Origin of the sequence: Rhodococcus sp. 05-339-2 (assembly GCF_002258965.1) — a bacterium.
Lineage (GTDB): Bacteria > Actinomycetota > Actinomycetes > Mycobacteriales > Mycobacteriaceae > Rhodococcoides.
On the sequence record NZ_NOYW01000020.1, the window covers coordinates 302,674 to 317,284 of the forward strand.

Genomic DNA, 14,611 nt, shown 5'->3' on the forward strand with positions numbered 1-14,611 from the left:
CAGGCAGGAAGTGGGCGTCGATGAGGTCGTGAAAAGATTGCATCATGTCTTCTTCCGACTCCATCGACACTCCGCAGGGTCCGCGTCGGCGGGTGCTCTCCGGCATCCAACCGACTGCCGATTCGTTCCATCTCGGTAACTACCTGGGTGCGGTGCGGAACTGGGTGGAGTTGCAGGACGAGTTCGATGCGTTCTACTTCATCCCGGACCTGCATGCGATCACCGTGCCGCAGGATCCCAAGGAGCTTCGTCGCCGTACCCGTGTGGCCGCAGCGCAGTTGCTCGCCGTGGGCATCGATCCGGAGAAGTCGACGCTGTTCGTGCAGAGTCAGGTGCCCGAGCATGCACAGTTGGCGTGGGTTCTGAACTGCATCACCGGATTCGGTGAAGCTGCGCGGATGACTCAGTTCAAGGACAAGTCCGCCAAGCAGGGTCGCGATCACACCAGCGTCGGACTGTTCACCTATCCGATTCTGCAGGCCGCCGACATCCTGCTCTATCGGCCGAATCTGGTGCCCGTGGGTGAGGATCAGCGGCAGCACCTCGAGTTGACTCGCGATCTGGCACAGCGTTTCAACACGCGGTTCAAGAAGACGTTCGTCGTGCCCGATGCGCACATCATCAAGGGCACCGCGAAGATCTTCGATCTGCAGGATCCCACCGCGAAGATGAGCAAGTCCTCGTCGAATCCGGCGGGCATCGTCAACATCCTCGACGATCCGAAGGTGTCGGCGAAGAAGATTCGTTCGGCCGTGACGGACAACGAACGCGACATCGTGTTCGATCCGGAGAACAAGGCGGGCGTCAGCAACCTGCTGGTGATTCAGTCTGCCCTGTCGGGCGCGAGCATCGACGATCTGGTTGCCGGGTACGCGGGTAAGGGGTACGGCGACCTCAAGTCCGACACCGCCGACGTTCTGACCGAGTTCGTCGTTCCCCTGCGGGAGCGGATGGACGGGTTCATGGCCGATGTGGCCGAACTCGATCGCATCCTCGCGGCCGGTGCGGATCGAGCCAGGGAAGTGGCGAGTCGAACGCTCGCTCAGGTCTACGACAGGGTGGGTTTCCTGCCGCCGGGTGCATAGCATCTACGGCACACCGCGGCGACACGATCCGACAGCAGGCGACGACAGCGAGAAGGTGAGTGCCATGCCAGATTTCAAGGCGATCCTCGAAGACCGGCGCAAACGGTGGCCCTGGCTCGATCACACTGTTGTTGCGGCACAGCGGTATCAGGGTCAGAAGGGCGATTACTACGCGGCAGGCATGACGTACTTCAGTGTGTTGGCCTTGTTCCCACTGCTGATGGTCGCGTTCGCGATCGCTGGATTCGTGCTGGTGAATCAGCCCGAGTGGCTTGCCGAGATCCAGTCGCAGATTGCCGAGAACGTTCCCGGCAGTTTCGGCGAGACGATCAATTCGCTGATCCAGACGGCCATCGAGTCACGGACCAGTGTCGGCATCATCGGTCTGCTCGGTGCCTTGTATGCGGGTCTCGGTTGGATCGCGAACCTGCGCGAGGCACTGACCGCCATGTGGGAGAGCCAGCACGAGCAGGGTGGATTTCTGGCTACCAAGGCCAAGGATTTCGCTGCGCTGCTGGGGCTGGGGACCGCGCTGGTGCTGTCGTTGGCGTTGTCGGCACTGGCCGGAGGTGGGCTGATGCGCAGCATTCTCGAGTGGGCCAATCTCGATTCCGTCCCGGGAGTGGGCGTGGCCCTGCGCGTCTTCTCGATTCTTCTCGCGCTTTCGGGTACTTGGGCGTTGTTCACCTGGGTGATCTCGCGTTTGCCGCGCGAGCCGGTCTCGTGGCACAGCGCAGCCAAAGGCGCTCTGCTCGCTGCCGTCGGGTTCGAGATCTTCAAGCAGCTCGGTGCCATCTACCTGGCCTCGGTGACGAGTGGCCCAGCAGGGGTGGTCTTCGGACCCATCATCGGTCTGCTGGTGTTCGTGTTCACCACGTCACGGCTGGTGCTGTTCTCCACGGCGTTCGCTGCGACCACTCGCGAAAGCCTCGCCGAGGCGCATGTTCCGGCACCGGAGCCGGCGGTGATCAACAACAGGGTCGAGGTCAGCGAAGGGCCGGGTGTGACGGGCGGTCTGGCGCTGGTGGGTGCCGGTGCCCTCGCTGCTCTCGGCGTCGCAGGATTGCGCAACAGACGCCGCTGATCGCTCTGTCGGTCGAGCCGGCTCAGCGGTTGCGTGACAGCCGTCGAGCTCCCCACAGCAGCCCGATCACCACGATCGAACCGATGACACCGATCGCGATGCGAACGACGGTGTCGCCTTGGGCCTGCATCTCCGACTGGCGGGAGCTCGACCCGGACGCCGATGCGGGCGGCTGGGCGAGCGTCGGACCGGCCGCGGGCGTGCGCGTACTCGTCACCGCGGATGTCGATCGCGGCTCCACGAGTTCGCCGACGCCGCGGCCGGAATCGAGCGCGAACCCGTAGTCCAACAGGCGGGCCGCCTGCTCCCACGGCCGGATCGGCAACACGTCACCCTTCATGATCGTCACGACCAGACGCCTGCCGCCCCGCTCTGCTCCTGCGACGAATGTCTGGCGCGCATCGTCGGTGTACCCGGTCTTGCCGCCGAGAGCTCCCTCGTAGTTGTAGAGCAGCTGATTGTCGTTGGAGAGGGCGAACCCGGGTCGGTCTTGGTCGTCCGGGATCGTTGGGTCCCTCGGGTAGCCGGGAAACTGAACGGTTTCGGTCGAAATCAATTGCGCGAAGGTCGGGTTGCGCATGGCCGCGCGGTAGATCAACGCCAGGTCGTAGGCCGAGCTCGCCATGCCGGGACCGTCGAGACCGGACGGCGTGGCGGTGCGCGTGTCGAGCGCACCCAGTTCTGCGGCCTTGGCATTCATTTTCTCCACGGTGGCCGCGTCCCCGCCCAACTGCCTGGACAACGCGTGTGCTGCATCGTTTCCCGATGCCATCACCAGACCCTGCATCAATTCGAGATTGGTGTAGACACCGTTCTTCCCGATGCCGACGGCACTGCCCTCGGCGTCGGCGTCCTCTGCGGTCGCGGTGATACGAGAGTTCAAATCCAGCTTGTCGAGGGCGACGATCGCAAGCAACACCTTGATAGTGCTCGCCGGCCGGTACCGACCGTGCGGATCCTTGGCGGCCAGTACTGAGCCGGAGTCCATGTCGGCCACCACGAACCCGGTGGCCGAGATATCGGCAGGCAACGGGGGAGCCCCGTCCGGCAGCACCGCCCCACATTCGGCGAGCCGGTCGCCGCCGACGGCCTCGGCGGGAATCGGGAGTGGTTGCGGGGCAGTGCTTCCAGGTGCCGGTACCTCGGACAGATCGATCGCCGGGGGCGGTGACGCGGCGAACGGGCAGCTGTCGGTGTCCGGCGTCGTGAACGGCGGTGTCGTCGTCGGAACCGGAGGCTCGGCGGCCGGCTGTGCCAGGGCAGGTCCAGCACCGATTCCGACGAGCGCAATCGATACCGCACATACAGCCGCGAAACTTCTGATCCTTTTCATCGCGAATCACCATAGGCGCTCGGGTGTCGGTCGACGTGGCGACCCACCGGCGAGCGTCGCCCGAACCACCCTGGTTCTCGTCCCGACATCGTCACCGGCAACGGACGAACGTCGACCCACTAGCCCGTCGCGAGTATGAGAACTCGCTCATGTTGTGCTCCTTCGCTTCTCACGTTCGACCGCGATCGTTGAGTCATCACCGAAACGGTGGCCCACAGAACTCGGATCGAAGGAGCAGACATGAGAATGCCAGGAAAGTTCATGATCGTCGGTGCAGCAGCCGTTGTCGTCACCCTCGGAAGCGTCGGCGCGCTCGCGATGGCCGACGACGACCCCACCCAGCAGCGCCCGTCGTCGATCTCGGTGGAACAGCCTCTGCCGGAGGCAGATTCGGCTCCGAACCCGCCGGCAGCTCCCCAGCAGCCCGAGCCGACCCAGATCCCGGACGACCGCTACGACGACGACTGGGACGACCGCAACGACGACTGGGACGATCGCAACGACGATCTGAACGGTCGTGACGACGACTGGGACGACCGCAACGACGATCTGGACGGTCGTGACGACGACTGGGACGACCGCATTGACGACCTCGACGACGATCTGGACGACGACGATCTGAACGACGACGATCTGGACGATGACAACGACGACAACGATCGGGACGACTGATACTCGATCGGTGGCGTCGGCACCGGCCGACGCCACTCATGTCTCGGACAGTCGGTATCCCATGCCGCGGACGGTCTCGATTCGTGCGGCACCGAATTTCGCTCGGAGGTAGCGGACGTAGACGTCGACGACATTCGATCCAGGGTCGAAGTCGTAGCCCCACACCTGCGACAGGAGTTGCTCTCGTGAGAGGACCTGTCCGGGGTGGCGCATGAAGGTCTCGGCCAGGGCGAACTCGCGGGCGGACAGGTCGACGGTGCGGTCTCCCACCACGGCCCGCCGGGTACGCAGGTCGAGGGTGAGGTCGGCGACCGCGAGCTGAGTGGTGTCGACGGTTCGTTTGGTGCCCAGGCGAACTCGGATGCGCGCCAGCAGTTCCTCGAATCGGAACGGCTTCGCCATGTAGTCGTCGGCACCGGTCTCGAGACCGGACACCACGTCCTGGACGCTGTCGCGTGCGGTCAACACGATCACCGGTATCTCGCACTGCTCTCCGCGCAGTCGCTGCAGTACCTCGAAACCGTCCATGATCGGCAGGCCGATGTCGAGTACCACCAGATCGAAGTCACCGCTGCGGGCGTGTTCGTACGCGGATCTGCCGTCGGAGACCGTCGTCGTGCTGAAACCGCTCGCCCTGAGCCCCTTGTGGACGAACGAAGCGATCCGGGGTTCGTCTTCGGCGATCAGGATGCGGGCCATGGTCGATCCTTCTGTGGGGGAGGGGAATCGGGCAGGGGAATCGTGATGGTGAATGTGGCCCCGTGCCCCGGAGCGCTGCCGACACTGACTCGCCCACGGTGGGCCTGTGCGATGGCGGTGACGATGGACAATCCGAGCCCCGCGCCCTCGGTGCGTCTGGTTCCGTTGCGGCCGCGGGCGAAGCGCTCGAAGATTCGTTCCTGCTCGTCACGCTCGATTCCCGGGCCGGAGTCGGTGACCCAGAAGCGGATGTCACCGTCGGACAGTTGCGATCCGATGCCGACACGACCGCCGGGGATCGTGTGGTGAGTTGCGTTGTCCGCCAACGCCAGCAGTGCCTGGGTCAGTCGTTGCGGATCCAGCGGCGCGTGGACCGTTGCGCTCGCCTCCAGCACCCATTCCCGGTCGGCGAGGGTGGTCACCTTCTCGAACACGCTTCGAGTGAGGGCGTCGACATCGGTGTCCACCGGCGTGACGAAGCTCGTCTGGTCGGCCCGGGTGAGCAACAACAGGTCGGCGACGAGCCGATTCATCCGATCGAGTTCGTCGTCGACGAGCGCGACGGTATCTCGAACGTCGGCGGGGTCCCCGTGGTCGAGCACGTCGAGATGACCTCGAACGATGGTGATGGGAGTGCGGAGCTCGTGGCCGGCGTCGTCGAGGAATCGGCGCTGACTCGCCGCGCCGGACTCGATGCGGTCGAGCATCGAGTTCAGTGTGTCGATCAGGTCTGCGATGTCGTCGCCTGGACCCGTCGTTCTGGCGTCGGTGATTCGGCCGGACAGGTCGGTCTCGGTGATCGTTCTGGCGGTGGCGGCGATGTGTCTGATCGGCGACATGATGCGGCCCGCGACGAACCATGCCCCTACTGCGGCCAGCACCGAGGTGACGCCACCGACGACGAGCATCAGGGTCGCGGTCTCGTCGGCCGAGGCACGTTCCTGATCGGCGAAGTAGGCGGCGACCACGACGCTCGGCACCGGGTCGCCCGCCAGCGAGACCGGCACCGCGAGGTACACCACTTCGCCTGCCGCGCTCGAATACGAACCCTCGACCGGTGCGGTGACGGAGCCGACCTCGGCGGTGAAGCCGGTGTCGTCGGACAGTCGCACCGGTGCCTGCTGCCTGCTCTGTACGGCGAACGCACCGTCCACGTAACCCAGGAACTTCTCGTTGGGGCGGGCGAGGTTGTAGGTGATCACCACGCGGAGAACGTCGTTGATGTCGTCGAACGGTGCGCCGGTTCCCGGATCGACGCCTGCGTCGGTGAGGGTGGTGAACTCGGCGATCTCGGTGCGCAGAGATTCGCGCATGCGATTGTCGGTCGCGCGGATCATCAGCAGCCAGGTGGTGACGGTGACGGCCGCGAGAGATGCCAGCACCAACAGCAGTACCCACGAGAAAATCCTGCTCCGAGCGCTCGTCGGGCGCAGGGCGAGCAGTCGCGTCCGCATCACGTGGTCGGTCTCGCAGCAGGGTCAGTCGTCGTCATCGTCATCCCAGTCGTCGTCGAAGTCATCGTCCCAGTCGGCAGGCGGCAGCGGCGGTGGGGGCACGAATCCGTCCGGTGCCACCGGCTGTGGCGCGGGGGTGGGGGCGCTACTGGGCGCGGCGCCGCCCGGTCCCGGTGCAGGGGGAACGGACCCCGGAGTACCCGGGGCGGATTGCACGGGTGCAGCGGGTGCAACGATGGGTGCGGGCAACGGGCTCTGCTCGCCCGTCGATCGAGTCGTCAGCACTGCTGCGACGAGCACGGCGAGGGTGAGCAGTCCCAGGGCCGAGACGATGATGGTTCGCACACGGACGAGTCTGATGACGGCGGATTGTGGCCACGTGAATCGGAGATGAGAGTTCTCTCATGTCCGAGGTCCGGTGCTGCGCACACCGGTTTCGTCGCCTGACGAATAATCGTCGAAGATGCGTGGCGGGTACCGATAGTTTCTTACAGTGATCAGGTCGGCGGGGTGGATTCGTCGGTCGTTCGAGAGCCGGTTGTTGGAAAGGGAAGTGCAATGAGGTTTCGGCAAAGGCGCGGGCCGATCGCGATCGGAGCGGTCTGTGCGGTCGCGGCTCTGACCGTCGCTGCCTGTTCGAGCACCGGCGGTGCTCCTCGCTCCTCCGACGACGGAAACAACGCGGGCGTGGCCGACACGCCGTCGGCAACGATCGCGATGATCACGCACGAGGTTCCCGGCGACACGTTCTGGGATCTGGTGCGCAAAGGTGCCGAGGCCGCCGCGGCCAAGGACAACATCGAACTGCGCTACTCGGCAGATCCGGAGGCACCCAACCAGGCCAACCTCGTCCAGAGCGCGATCGATTCCCGGGTCGACGGCATCGCGGTCACCCTGGCCAAGCCCGACGCGATGGCACCCTCGGTCGAGACGGCAACCGCCGCAGGCATTCCGGTGGTCGCATTCAATTCCGGTTACGACTCCTGGAAGAACATGGGAGTGCAGCAGTACTTCGGTCAGGACGAGACCATCGCCGGACAGGCTGCAGGGGCTCGCCTCACCGAGGACGGTGCACGAAAGACCCTGTGCATCATTCAAGAGCAGGGTGCCGTGGCACTCGAGGCTCGCTGCGCCGGGGTCAGGCAGGGCTTCACCGGTGGCACCACCGAGATCCTGAACGTCAACAGCAAGGACATGCCGTCCGTCGAGTCGACCATCACGGCCAAGTTGCAGCAGGACCCGAGCATCGACCACGTCATCGCGCTGGCCGCTCCGATCGCTCTGACGGCCGTGCAGTCCAAGAACAATGCGGGCAGCGACGCCACGATCGTCACGTTCGACACCAATGCCGCACTCGTCGATGCGATCGAGTCGGGCGACGTGGCGTGGGCCATCGATCAGCAGCCGTACCTGCAGGGTTACCTGGCGATCGACTCGCTGTGGCTCTACCTCAACAACGGCAACACCATCGGTGGCGGTACCCCGGTGCTGACCGGTCCCGCGTTCATCGATACGACCAATATCGGCGCGGTCGCCGAGTACGCCCGAAACGGCACACGCTGAGTGCGTCGCCTCGGCGCGGAAGGAATCTCATGTCCACACAGGCCGATCCGGCTCTGTCCGAACACACCGTGACAACGGACGAGCGGGTCAAGAAGCAGAAGCCGTTGCAGCGGTTACTGATTCGCCCGGAGGTCGGGGCGCTGTTCGGCGTGGTCGCCATCTTCGTCTTCTTCTGTATCGTGGCACCGCCGTTTCGGTCGCCCGAGGCTCTGGCCACCGTGCTGTACGCGTCCTCGACCATCGGCATCATGGCGATCGGTGTCTCACTGTTGATGATCGGCGGTGAATTCGACCTCTCCACCGGGGTTGCGGTGACGTTCTCCTCGATCATGGCCTCCATGCTGGCCTACAACCTGCATCTGAACGTCTGGACCGGCTCGGCGCTGGCGCTGGTGCTGGCACTGGCGGTCGGGTTCTTCAACGGATACCTGGTGATGACGACCAGAATTCCGTCGTTCCTGATCACGTTGGCGTCGTTCCTGATGCTCACCGGCATCAATCTCGCCGTCACCAAGCTCGTCACCGGCCAGGTCGCCACTCCGTCCATCTCGGACATGGAGGGATTCGACTCGGCCAGGGCGGTCTTCTCGTCCTCGTTCTCGCTGCTGGGGGTCTCGGTCCGCATCACCGTCGTCTGGTGGATCGTGTTCACCCTCGCCGCGACCTGGGTGCTGATGAAGACCCGTACCGGTAACTGGATCTTCGCTGTCGGCGGCAACCAGGAATCGGCCCGTGCGGTCGGTGTCCCGGTCACTCGGGTCAAGATCGGCTTGTTCATGTTCGTCGGCTTCTGCGCCTGGTTCGTCGGCATGCACCTGTTGTTCGCCTTCGACACCGTTCAGTCCGGTCAGGGCGTGGGCAACGAGTTCCTCTACATCATCGCCGCCGTGATCGGCGGATGCCTGCTCACCGGTGGATACGGCACGGCCGTCGGTGCGTTCATCGGAGCGTTCATCTTCGGCATGACCAACCAGGGCATCGTCTATGCAGGCTGGAACCCTGACTGGTTCAAGTTCTTCCTCGGCGCGATGCTGCTGTTCGCAGTGATCGCGAACAGCTCCTTCCGCAACTACGCGGCGAAAAGGTGACCATGACGTCCTCGGACAACACGCCCCTCATCGAACTGAAAGGCGTGGGCAAGAGCTACGGCAACATCATCGCGCTGCACGGGATAGACCTCCGCGTCGGTGCCGGTGAGGTCACCTGCGTCCTCGGTGACAACGGCGCAGGCAAGTCCACTCTGATCAAGATCATGTCCGGGCTGCACAAGCAGTCGGAGGGGGAACTGCTCGTCGACGGCACCGCAACCACGTTCGGCTCGCCCAAGCAGGCAGTCGACCAGGGCATCGCCACGGTCTACCAGGACCTCGCCGTCGTCTCCCTGATGCCGGTGTGGCGCAACTTCTTTCTCGGTCAGGAGCTGCGCAGGGGCAAGGTCGTCAAGACCCTCGACACCAACGCGATGCGCGCGAGGACCATCGACGAACTCCGCAAGATGGGTATCGATCTGCCCGATGTCGATGCCCCCATCGGCTCACTGTCCGGTGGCCAACGTCAGTGCGTGGCCATCGCTCGGGCCATCTTCTTCGGTGCCCGAGTACTCATTCTCGACGAGCCGACCGCCGCTCTCGGCGTCAAACAGTCCGGCATGGTTCTCCGGTACATCTCGGCGGCCAGGGAGAAAGGCTTCGGCGTCGTGTTCATCACTCACAATCCGCATCACGCGTACATGGTCGGAGATCACTTCGTCCTCCTCGATCGTGGACGTCAGACATTGGACTGTGCGCACGAGGACATCTCGCTCGACGACCTCACCACAGAGATGGCGGGCGGCGACGAACTGGCCACCCTCTCCGACGAACTACGTCGCTGACATCTCGGGTCGGCGGTTGCATGCGTGAGAATCGGGCGCGGCGGGTAGAAGTTCGGTAGCGGTGCCCGACGGAGGCACCAGACGAAGGAGCCGAACATGAGCGAGCACGAGCCCCTCGGACCACTGTCGCCGGACTTTCTCGAATCCGATTTCTACGGGTACCAGAGCATGCTCGACGACACCGAGACCGAGGTGGTCCTGCGTACCCGCCGGTTCCTGCAGGACGAGGTCGCGCCGCGGGCGAACGAATTCTGGGAGAAGGCCACCTCTCCGGTGCACCTGATGCCGAAGATCGCCGAACTCGAGATCGCCGGTCTCGGCTACGCGTTCGATGATCGCAAGGCCTCACGCAAGCTGCTCACCGGCTGGCTCGAAATGGAGTTCGCCCGGGTCGATCCGTCCACGGGAACGATGTTCAGCGTGCACAGTTCGCTGGCGATGAGCAGTATCTCGATTCTCGGGTCCGAGGAGCAGCGCGAACGATGGTTGCCCGCCATGCGCCGAATGGAGAAGATCGGCGCGTTCGGACTGTCCGAACCACACGGTGGCTCCGACGTCGCAGGCGGACTCGAGACCACAGCTCGCCTCGACGGTGATCACTGGATCCTCAACGGCAGCAAGCGCTGGATCGGAAACGCCACCTTCGCAGACCTGACCATCGTGTTCGCCAAGGACGAGGCCGACGGCGAGGTCAAGGGTTTTGTCGTCGAGCGAGACTTCGAGGGGTTCCGGGCGGAGAAGATCGAGGGCAAGTATTCGCTCCGCGCCGTCGAGAACGCCGACATCCATCTGGAGAACTGCCGAGTCCCGGTCGCCAACAAGCTGGCCGACGCCAACTCGTTCGCCGACACCGCGAAGGTGCTCCGTCTGACCCGCGGAGGAGTGGCGTTCCAGGCGGTGGGCGTGATGATGGGCGCGTACGAGCGGGCCGTGGCCTATGCGCGCGAACGCGAACAGTTCGGATCCCCGATCGCGTCGTTCCAGCTGATCTCCGACCTGATCGCCCGCATGACGGCCAACATCACCGCCTCGCTCGGGATGGCGATCCGTGTCTCTCAGTTGCAGGGCAACGGCGTCCACCACGACGAGCATGCGGCGCTCGCGAAGACGTTCTGTACGACGCGGCTGCGCGAGGTCGTCGCCTGGGCCCGAGAGATTCTGGGCGGCAACGGAATTCTCATCGAGCACGACGTCATCAGGTTCTTCGCCGACGCCGAGGCCCTGTACTCCTACGAGGGAACCGCGCAGATCAACAACCTGATCGTCGGCCGCGGAGTGACGGGCTTCGGCGCGTTCGTCTGACCGACGAACGCCGAACGCCCCTTCGCGTGTGCGAAGGGGCGCTCGGCGTCGGTGCGAGACGGTCAGCGTGCGAAGAGCAACGCGCGCTTGACTTCCTGGATGGCCTTGGTCACCTGAATGCCGCGAGGGCACGCGTCGGTGCAGTTGAAGGTGGTGCGGCAGCGCCACACACCCTCGACGTCGTTGAGGATGTCCAGACGCTCGGTTGCACCCTCGTCACGGCTGTCGAAGATGAACCGGTGCGCGTTGACGATGGCGGCCGGGCCGAAGTAGCTGCCATCGCTCCAGAACACGGGGCACGAGGTGGTGCAGCACGCGCACAGGATGCACTTGGTGGTGTCGTCGAACCGGGCGCGGTCCGCTGCGGACTGGATCCGCTCACGGGTCGGCTCGTTACCCGTCGTCATCAGGAACGGCTTCACGGCGCGGAAGGCGTCGAAGAAGGGTTCCATGTCGACGATGAGGTCCTTCTCCACCGGCAGACCCTTGATGGGCTCGATGGTGATGTTCAGCGTCTTCGACGAATCCTTGGGGAGCATGTCGCGCATGAGCACCTTGCAGGCGAGACGGTTGACACCGTTGATACGCATCGCGTCGCTGCCGCAGACTCCGTGTGCGCACGAGCGACGGAACGTGAGCGTGCCGTCCAGGTAGCCCTTCACGTACAGCAGCAGGTTGAGCAGACGGTCGGTGGCCAGGGTGGGGACCTGGAAGGTGTCCCAGCGCTGACCGTCACCGCTCTCGGGATTGAAGCGCGCGATCTTGAGGTTGACCATCACCGCGCCCTCGGGGACGGGCGGCAGATCGGACTCGTTGGACTTCTTGTCCAGGGTGGGTGCGCTCATATCAGTACTTCCGCTCCATCGGCTCGTAGCGGGTTTGGATTACCGGCTTGTAATCCAAGCGGATCTCGGTGAGCAGACCTTCGCCCTCTTTGTAGGCCATGGTGTGCTTCATGTACTCGGCGTCGTTGCGCTCGGGGTAGTCCTCGCGAGCGTGTCCGCCGCGCGATTCCTTGCGGTTGAGTGCGCCGACGACCGTGACCTCCGCCATTTCGAGCAGGAAGCCGAGTTCGATGGCCTCGAGCAGGTCGCTGTTGTAGCGCTTGCCCTTGTCCTCGACGGTGATCTTGTTGTACCGCTCCTTGAGGGCGCGGACATCCTTGAGCGCCGTCTCGAGACGCTCTTCCGTACGGAACACCGATGCGTTGTTGTCCATCGACTGCTGCATCTCGGTACGGATGTCGGCTGCGCGCTCGTGGCCGTGATCGGAGAGGATCAACTCCAGCCAGTCCTGCACCATCTTCGCCGGCTCCTCGGGGAGCGGGGTGAAGTCGACCGAGTTCGCGTACTCGGCGGCGGCGATGCCGGCACGACGCCCGAACACGTTGATGTCGAGCAACGAGTTGGTGCCGAGACGGTTGGCTCCGTGCACGGAGACGCAGGCGCACTCGCCGGCCGCATAGAGACCGGGAACGATGTCCTCGTTGTTGCGCAGAACCTCGCCGCGGATCTTGGTGGGGATGCCACCCATGACGTAGTGGCACGTCGGGTAGACGGGCACCGGCTCCTTGACGGGGTCGACACCGAGGTACGTGCGGGAGAACTCCATGATGTCCGGGAGCTTCTCGTCGAGAACTTCCTCGGGGATGTGCGTGACGTCGATGTAGACGTAGTCCTTGTTCGGGCCGCCGCCGCGTCCTTCGAGCACCTCGAGCACCATCGAGCGCGCGACGATGTCGCGGGGCGCGAGGTCCTTGATGGTCGGTGCGTAGCGCTCCATGAAGCGTTCGCCCGACTCGTTTCGCAGAATGCCGCCCTCGCCTCGTACGGCCTCGGAGATGAGGATGCCCAGGCCTGCGAGACCTGTCGGGTGGAACTGGTGGAATTCCATGTCCTCCAAGGGAAGACCCTTGCGGAACACGATGCTCATGCCGTCACCGGTGAGGGTGTGGGCATTGGAGGTGGTCTTGTAGATCCGGCCCGAGCCGCCGGTGGCGAAGATGATCGACTTCGCGTGGAAGATGTGCAGCTCACCGGTGGAGAGCTCGTAGGCGATGATGCCGGTTGCGACGGGACCGTCGTCGGTCTCGGTCAGACACAGATCCAGTGCATAGAACTCGTTGTAGAACTCGACGTCGTGCTTGACGCAGTTCTGGTAGAGCGTCTGCAGAATCATGTGGCCGGTGCGGTCGGCTGCGTAGCACGCACGACGGACCGGAGCCTTGCCGTGGTCACGGGTGTGACCGCCGAAGCGTCGCTGATCGATCTTGCCCTCGGGCGTCCGGTTGAACGGAAGACCCATCTTCTCGAGGTCGAGAACTGCGTCGATGGCTTCCTTGGCCATGATCTCCACCGCGTCCTGGTCGGCGAGGTAGTCGCCGCCCTTGACGGTGTCGAACGTGTGCCACTCCCAGTTGTCTTCCTCGACATTGGCCAGTGCGGCACACATGCCACCCTGAGCCGCGCCGGTGTGCGAGCGCGTGGGGTAGAGCTTGGTCAGTACGGCTGTCCGAGCACGGGGTCCGGCCTCGATCGCAGCACGCATACCGGCACCGCCTGCGCCGACGATCAGTACGTCGTAACGATGTTCCTGCATGTAAGCGTCAGTGTCCTTAGCTCGCCGTGATGTTGGGATCGAACGTGAAGATGACGTAGGTGCCGACGCCCATGATGAGGATCATCGACAGCACCAGCAGCGTGGTCAGCCAGAAACGCGTCGAGTCCTTGCGGGAGTAGTCCGCGATGATCGTGCGCAGGCCGTTGCCGCCGTGCAGCTGCGCCAGCCACAGCATCGTCAGGTCCCAGAACTGCCAGAACGGGCTGGCCCAGCGACCGGCGACGAATGCGAAGTTGATGCGGTGCACACCGTCGTCGAGCATGAGCATGATGAACATGTGGCCCAGGACGAGCACGACGAGTGCCAGGCCGGAGAAGCGCATGAACAGCCATGCGTAGAGCTCGAAGTTGCCCTTGCTCTGGCGCCGCGGCGAACGCGGGTTGGCCAAGCTGGCCGGACGGTCGTAGTTCGTGCCGAGGACCTTCGCCTCGGGACCCTGCGTCGACATCAGTGACCACCCGCCGTGAACATGTTGTAGAAGATTCGTCCCGCGCCGGGGATCATGACGACGAGCCAGACCACTGCGATCGCCCACAGCATCGGCTTCTGGTACTGCGGTCCCTTGGACCAGAAGTCGATCAACATCACGCGGATGCCGTTCAACGCGTGGTACAGCACAGCCGCGACGAGGCCGATCTCCATCAGGCCGACGAGCGGGGTCTTGTAGGTCTCGATGATGGCGTCGTACGTCTCGGGGTTGACCCGAACCATCGCCGTGTCGAGGACGTGGACGAACAAGAAGAAGAACGTCAACACGCCAGTGATGCGGTGCAGAACCCAGGACCACATGCCCGGATCCCCGCGGTACAGAGACCGCTTGCGCTCCTTGACCGGAGCGACTTCCGTCGTGCTACTCATCGAGTGCAATGCCTCCAACGTCGTTGGTGGACGCATCGAGCCCCGGTGGCCGGTCTTGCCTGGCTCGAT

15 protein-coding genes are annotated in these 14,611 nt (G+C 64.3%); 7 read left to right on the plus strand and 8 right to left on the minus strand.

The window, feature by feature from the left end:
• Positions 1–44: 44 nt before the first annotated feature.
• Both trpS and yhjD read left to right on the plus strand, forming a co-directional pair.
• Positions 45–1,085, plus strand: a complete 1,041-nt coding sequence (trpS, locus tag CH273_RS24075; RefSeq protein WP_032397468.1) for a tryptophan--tRNA ligase — start codon at positions 45–47, stop codon at positions 1,083–1,085.
• A gap of 64 nt (positions 1,086–1,149) precedes the next feature.
• Positions 1,150–2,169 (plus strand): inner membrane protein YhjD, encoded by a 1,020-nt coding sequence (gene yhjD, locus CH273_RS24080; protein ID WP_032398218.1) that lies wholly within the window; start codon positions 1,150–1,152, stop codon positions 2,167–2,169.
• 22 nt (positions 2,170–2,191) lie between these two features.
• Here yhjD and CH273_RS24085 read toward each other — a convergent pair whose 3' ends face one another.
• Entirely contained in the window at positions 2,192–3,502 is a 1,311-nt protein-coding gene (locus tag CH273_RS24085; protein ID WP_032397467.1) for a D-alanyl-D-alanine carboxypeptidase family protein, read from the minus strand.
• 240 nt (positions 3,503–3,742) lie between these two features.
• On the opposite strand from CH273_RS24085, the gene CH273_RS24090 reads away from it, so the two are divergent.
• The gene (locus CH273_RS24090; protein WP_179275545.1) at positions 3,743–4,174 is read left to right on the plus strand and encodes a hypothetical protein; all 432 of its coding nucleotides are present in this window, start codon (positions 3,743–3,745) and stop codon (positions 4,172–4,174) included.
• Between the two features lie 36 nt (positions 4,175–4,210).
• Here CH273_RS24090 and CH273_RS24100 read toward each other — a convergent pair whose 3' ends face one another.
• The 3 genes from CH273_RS24100 to CH273_RS24110 are packed head-to-tail and all read right to left on the minus strand — an operon-like array spanning position 4,211 to position 6,672.
• Positions 4,211–4,873: a response regulator transcription factor gene (locus CH273_RS24100; RefSeq protein ID WP_032397466.1), complete on the minus strand. Its 663-nt coding sequence runs from the start codon at positions 4,871–4,873 to the stop codon at positions 4,211–4,213.
• The gene (locus CH273_RS24105; protein ID WP_082322626.1) at positions 4,858–6,327 is read right to left on the minus strand and encodes a sensor histidine kinase; all 1,470 of its coding nucleotides are present in this window, start codon (positions 6,325–6,327) and stop codon (positions 4,858–4,860) included. Before CH273_RS24105 ends, CH273_RS24100 begins: the two co-directional genes overlap by 16 nt.
• Before the next feature lie 24 nt (positions 6,328–6,351).
• Positions 6,352–6,672: a hypothetical protein gene (locus CH273_RS24110; RefSeq protein ID WP_052050084.1), complete on the minus strand. Its 321-nt coding sequence runs from the start codon at positions 6,670–6,672 to the stop codon at positions 6,352–6,354.
• 213 nt (positions 6,673–6,885) lie between these two features.
• Here CH273_RS24110 and CH273_RS24115 point away from each other — a divergent pair, with 213 nt between their 5' ends.
• From CH273_RS24115 to CH273_RS24130, 4 genes are all read left to right on the plus strand, one after another.
• On the plus strand, positions 6,886–7,890 hold the full coding sequence (locus CH273_RS24115; protein ID WP_032397465.1) for a substrate-binding domain-containing protein: 1,005 nt from the start codon (positions 6,886–6,888) through the stop codon (positions 7,888–7,890).
• Between the two features lie 29 nt (positions 7,891–7,919).
• The gene (locus CH273_RS24120) at positions 7,920–8,978 is read left to right on the plus strand and encodes an ABC transporter permease (RefSeq protein WP_032397464.1); all 1,059 of its coding nucleotides are present in this window, start codon (positions 7,920–7,922) and stop codon (positions 8,976–8,978) included.
• A gap of 2 nt (positions 8,979–8,980) precedes the next feature.
• Positions 8,981–9,763 (plus strand): ATP-binding cassette domain-containing protein, encoded by a 783-nt coding sequence (locus CH273_RS24125; RefSeq protein WP_032398215.1) that lies wholly within the window; start codon positions 8,981–8,983, stop codon positions 9,761–9,763.
• A 96-nt stretch (positions 9,764–9,859) separates the two neighbouring features.
• Complete coding sequence (locus tag CH273_RS24130) at positions 9,860–11,065, plus strand: acyl-CoA dehydrogenase family protein (RefSeq protein WP_052050082.1); 1,206 nt, start codon at positions 9,860–9,862, stop codon at positions 11,063–11,065.
• 62 nt (positions 11,066–11,127) lie between these two features.
• Here CH273_RS24130 and CH273_RS24135 read toward each other — a convergent pair whose 3' ends face one another.
• Genes CH273_RS24135 through sdhC form a run of 4 tightly spaced genes read right to left on the minus strand, consistent with a single transcriptional unit; the run spans position 11,128 to position 14,542 of the window.
• Complete coding sequence (locus CH273_RS24135) at positions 11,128–11,910, minus strand: succinate dehydrogenase iron-sulfur subunit (RefSeq protein WP_008718029.1); 783 nt, start codon at positions 11,908–11,910, stop codon at positions 11,128–11,130.
• Position 11,911: 1 nt separating this feature from the next.
• A complete protein-coding gene (gene sdhA, locus CH273_RS24140) occupies positions 11,912–13,663 on the minus strand; it encodes a succinate dehydrogenase flavoprotein subunit (RefSeq protein WP_032397463.1) in 1,752 nt (583 codons plus the stop codon).
• 16 nt (positions 13,664–13,679) lie between these two features.
• Positions 13,680–14,132: a succinate dehydrogenase hydrophobic membrane anchor subunit gene (locus tag CH273_RS24145; protein WP_032397462.1), complete on the minus strand. Its 453-nt coding sequence runs from the start codon at positions 14,130–14,132 to the stop codon at positions 13,680–13,682.
• A complete protein-coding gene (gene sdhC, locus CH273_RS24150; protein WP_082073728.1) occupies positions 14,132–14,542 on the minus strand; it encodes a succinate dehydrogenase, cytochrome b556 subunit in 411 nt (136 codons plus the stop codon). The genes CH273_RS24145 and sdhC overlap by 1 nt, the downstream gene beginning before the upstream one ends.
• Between the last annotated feature and the right edge of the window lie 69 nt (positions 14,543–14,611).

What these genes read in the sequence shown, in the direction of transcription:
- CH273_RS24100 (WP_032397466.1), bottom strand. Translation starts at nt 4,873, where the DNA reads ATGGCCCGCATCCTGATCGCCGAAGACGAACCCCGGATCGCTTCGTTC.
- CH273_RS24105 (WP_082322626.1), bottom strand. Translation starts at nt 6,327, where the DNA reads ATGCGGACGCGACTGCTCGCCCTGCGCCCGACGAGCGCTCGGAGCAGG.
- yhjD (WP_032398218.1), top strand. Translation starts at nt 1,150, where the DNA reads ATGCCAGATTTCAAGGCGATCCTCGAAGACCGGCGCAAACGGTGGCCC.
- CH273_RS24145 (WP_032397462.1), bottom strand. Translation starts at nt 14,132, where the DNA reads ATGTCGACGCAGGGTCCCGAGGCGAAGGTCCTCGGCACGAACTACGAC.
- sdhC (WP_082073728.1), bottom strand. Translation starts at nt 14,542, where the DNA reads ATGAGTAGCACGACGGAAGTCGCTCCGGTCAAGGAGCGCAAGCGGTCT.
- CH273_RS24085 (WP_032397467.1), bottom strand. Translation starts at nt 3,502, where the DNA reads ATGAAAAGGATCAGAAGTTTCGCGGCTGTATGTGCGGTATCGATTGCG.
- CH273_RS24120 (WP_032397464.1), top strand. Translation starts at nt 7,920, where the DNA reads ATGTCCACACAGGCCGATCCGGCTCTGTCCGAACACACCGTGACAACG.
- sdhA (WP_032397463.1), bottom strand. Translation starts at nt 13,663, where the DNA reads ATGCAGGAACATCGTTACGACGTACTGATCGTCGGCGCAGGCGGTGCC.
- CH273_RS24130 (WP_052050082.1), top strand. Translation starts at nt 9,860, where the DNA reads ATGAGCGAGCACGAGCCCCTCGGACCACTGTCGCCGGACTTTCTCGAA.
- CH273_RS24090 (WP_179275545.1), top strand. Translation starts at nt 3,743, where the DNA reads ATGAGAATGCCAGGAAAGTTCATGATCGTCGGTGCAGCAGCCGTTGTC.
- CH273_RS24115 (WP_032397465.1), top strand. Translation starts at nt 6,886, where the DNA reads ATGAGGTTTCGGCAAAGGCGCGGGCCGATCGCGATCGGAGCGGTCTGT.
- trpS (WP_032397468.1), top strand. Translation starts at nt 45, where the DNA reads ATGTCTTCTTCCGACTCCATCGACACTCCGCAGGGTCCGCGTCGGCGG.
- CH273_RS24135 (WP_008718029.1), bottom strand. Translation starts at nt 11,910, where the DNA reads ATGAGCGCACCCACCCTGGACAAGAAGTCCAACGAGTCCGATCTGCCG.
- CH273_RS24125 (WP_032398215.1), top strand. Translation starts at nt 8,981, where the DNA reads ATGACGTCCTCGGACAACACGCCCCTCATCGAACTGAAAGGCGTGGGC.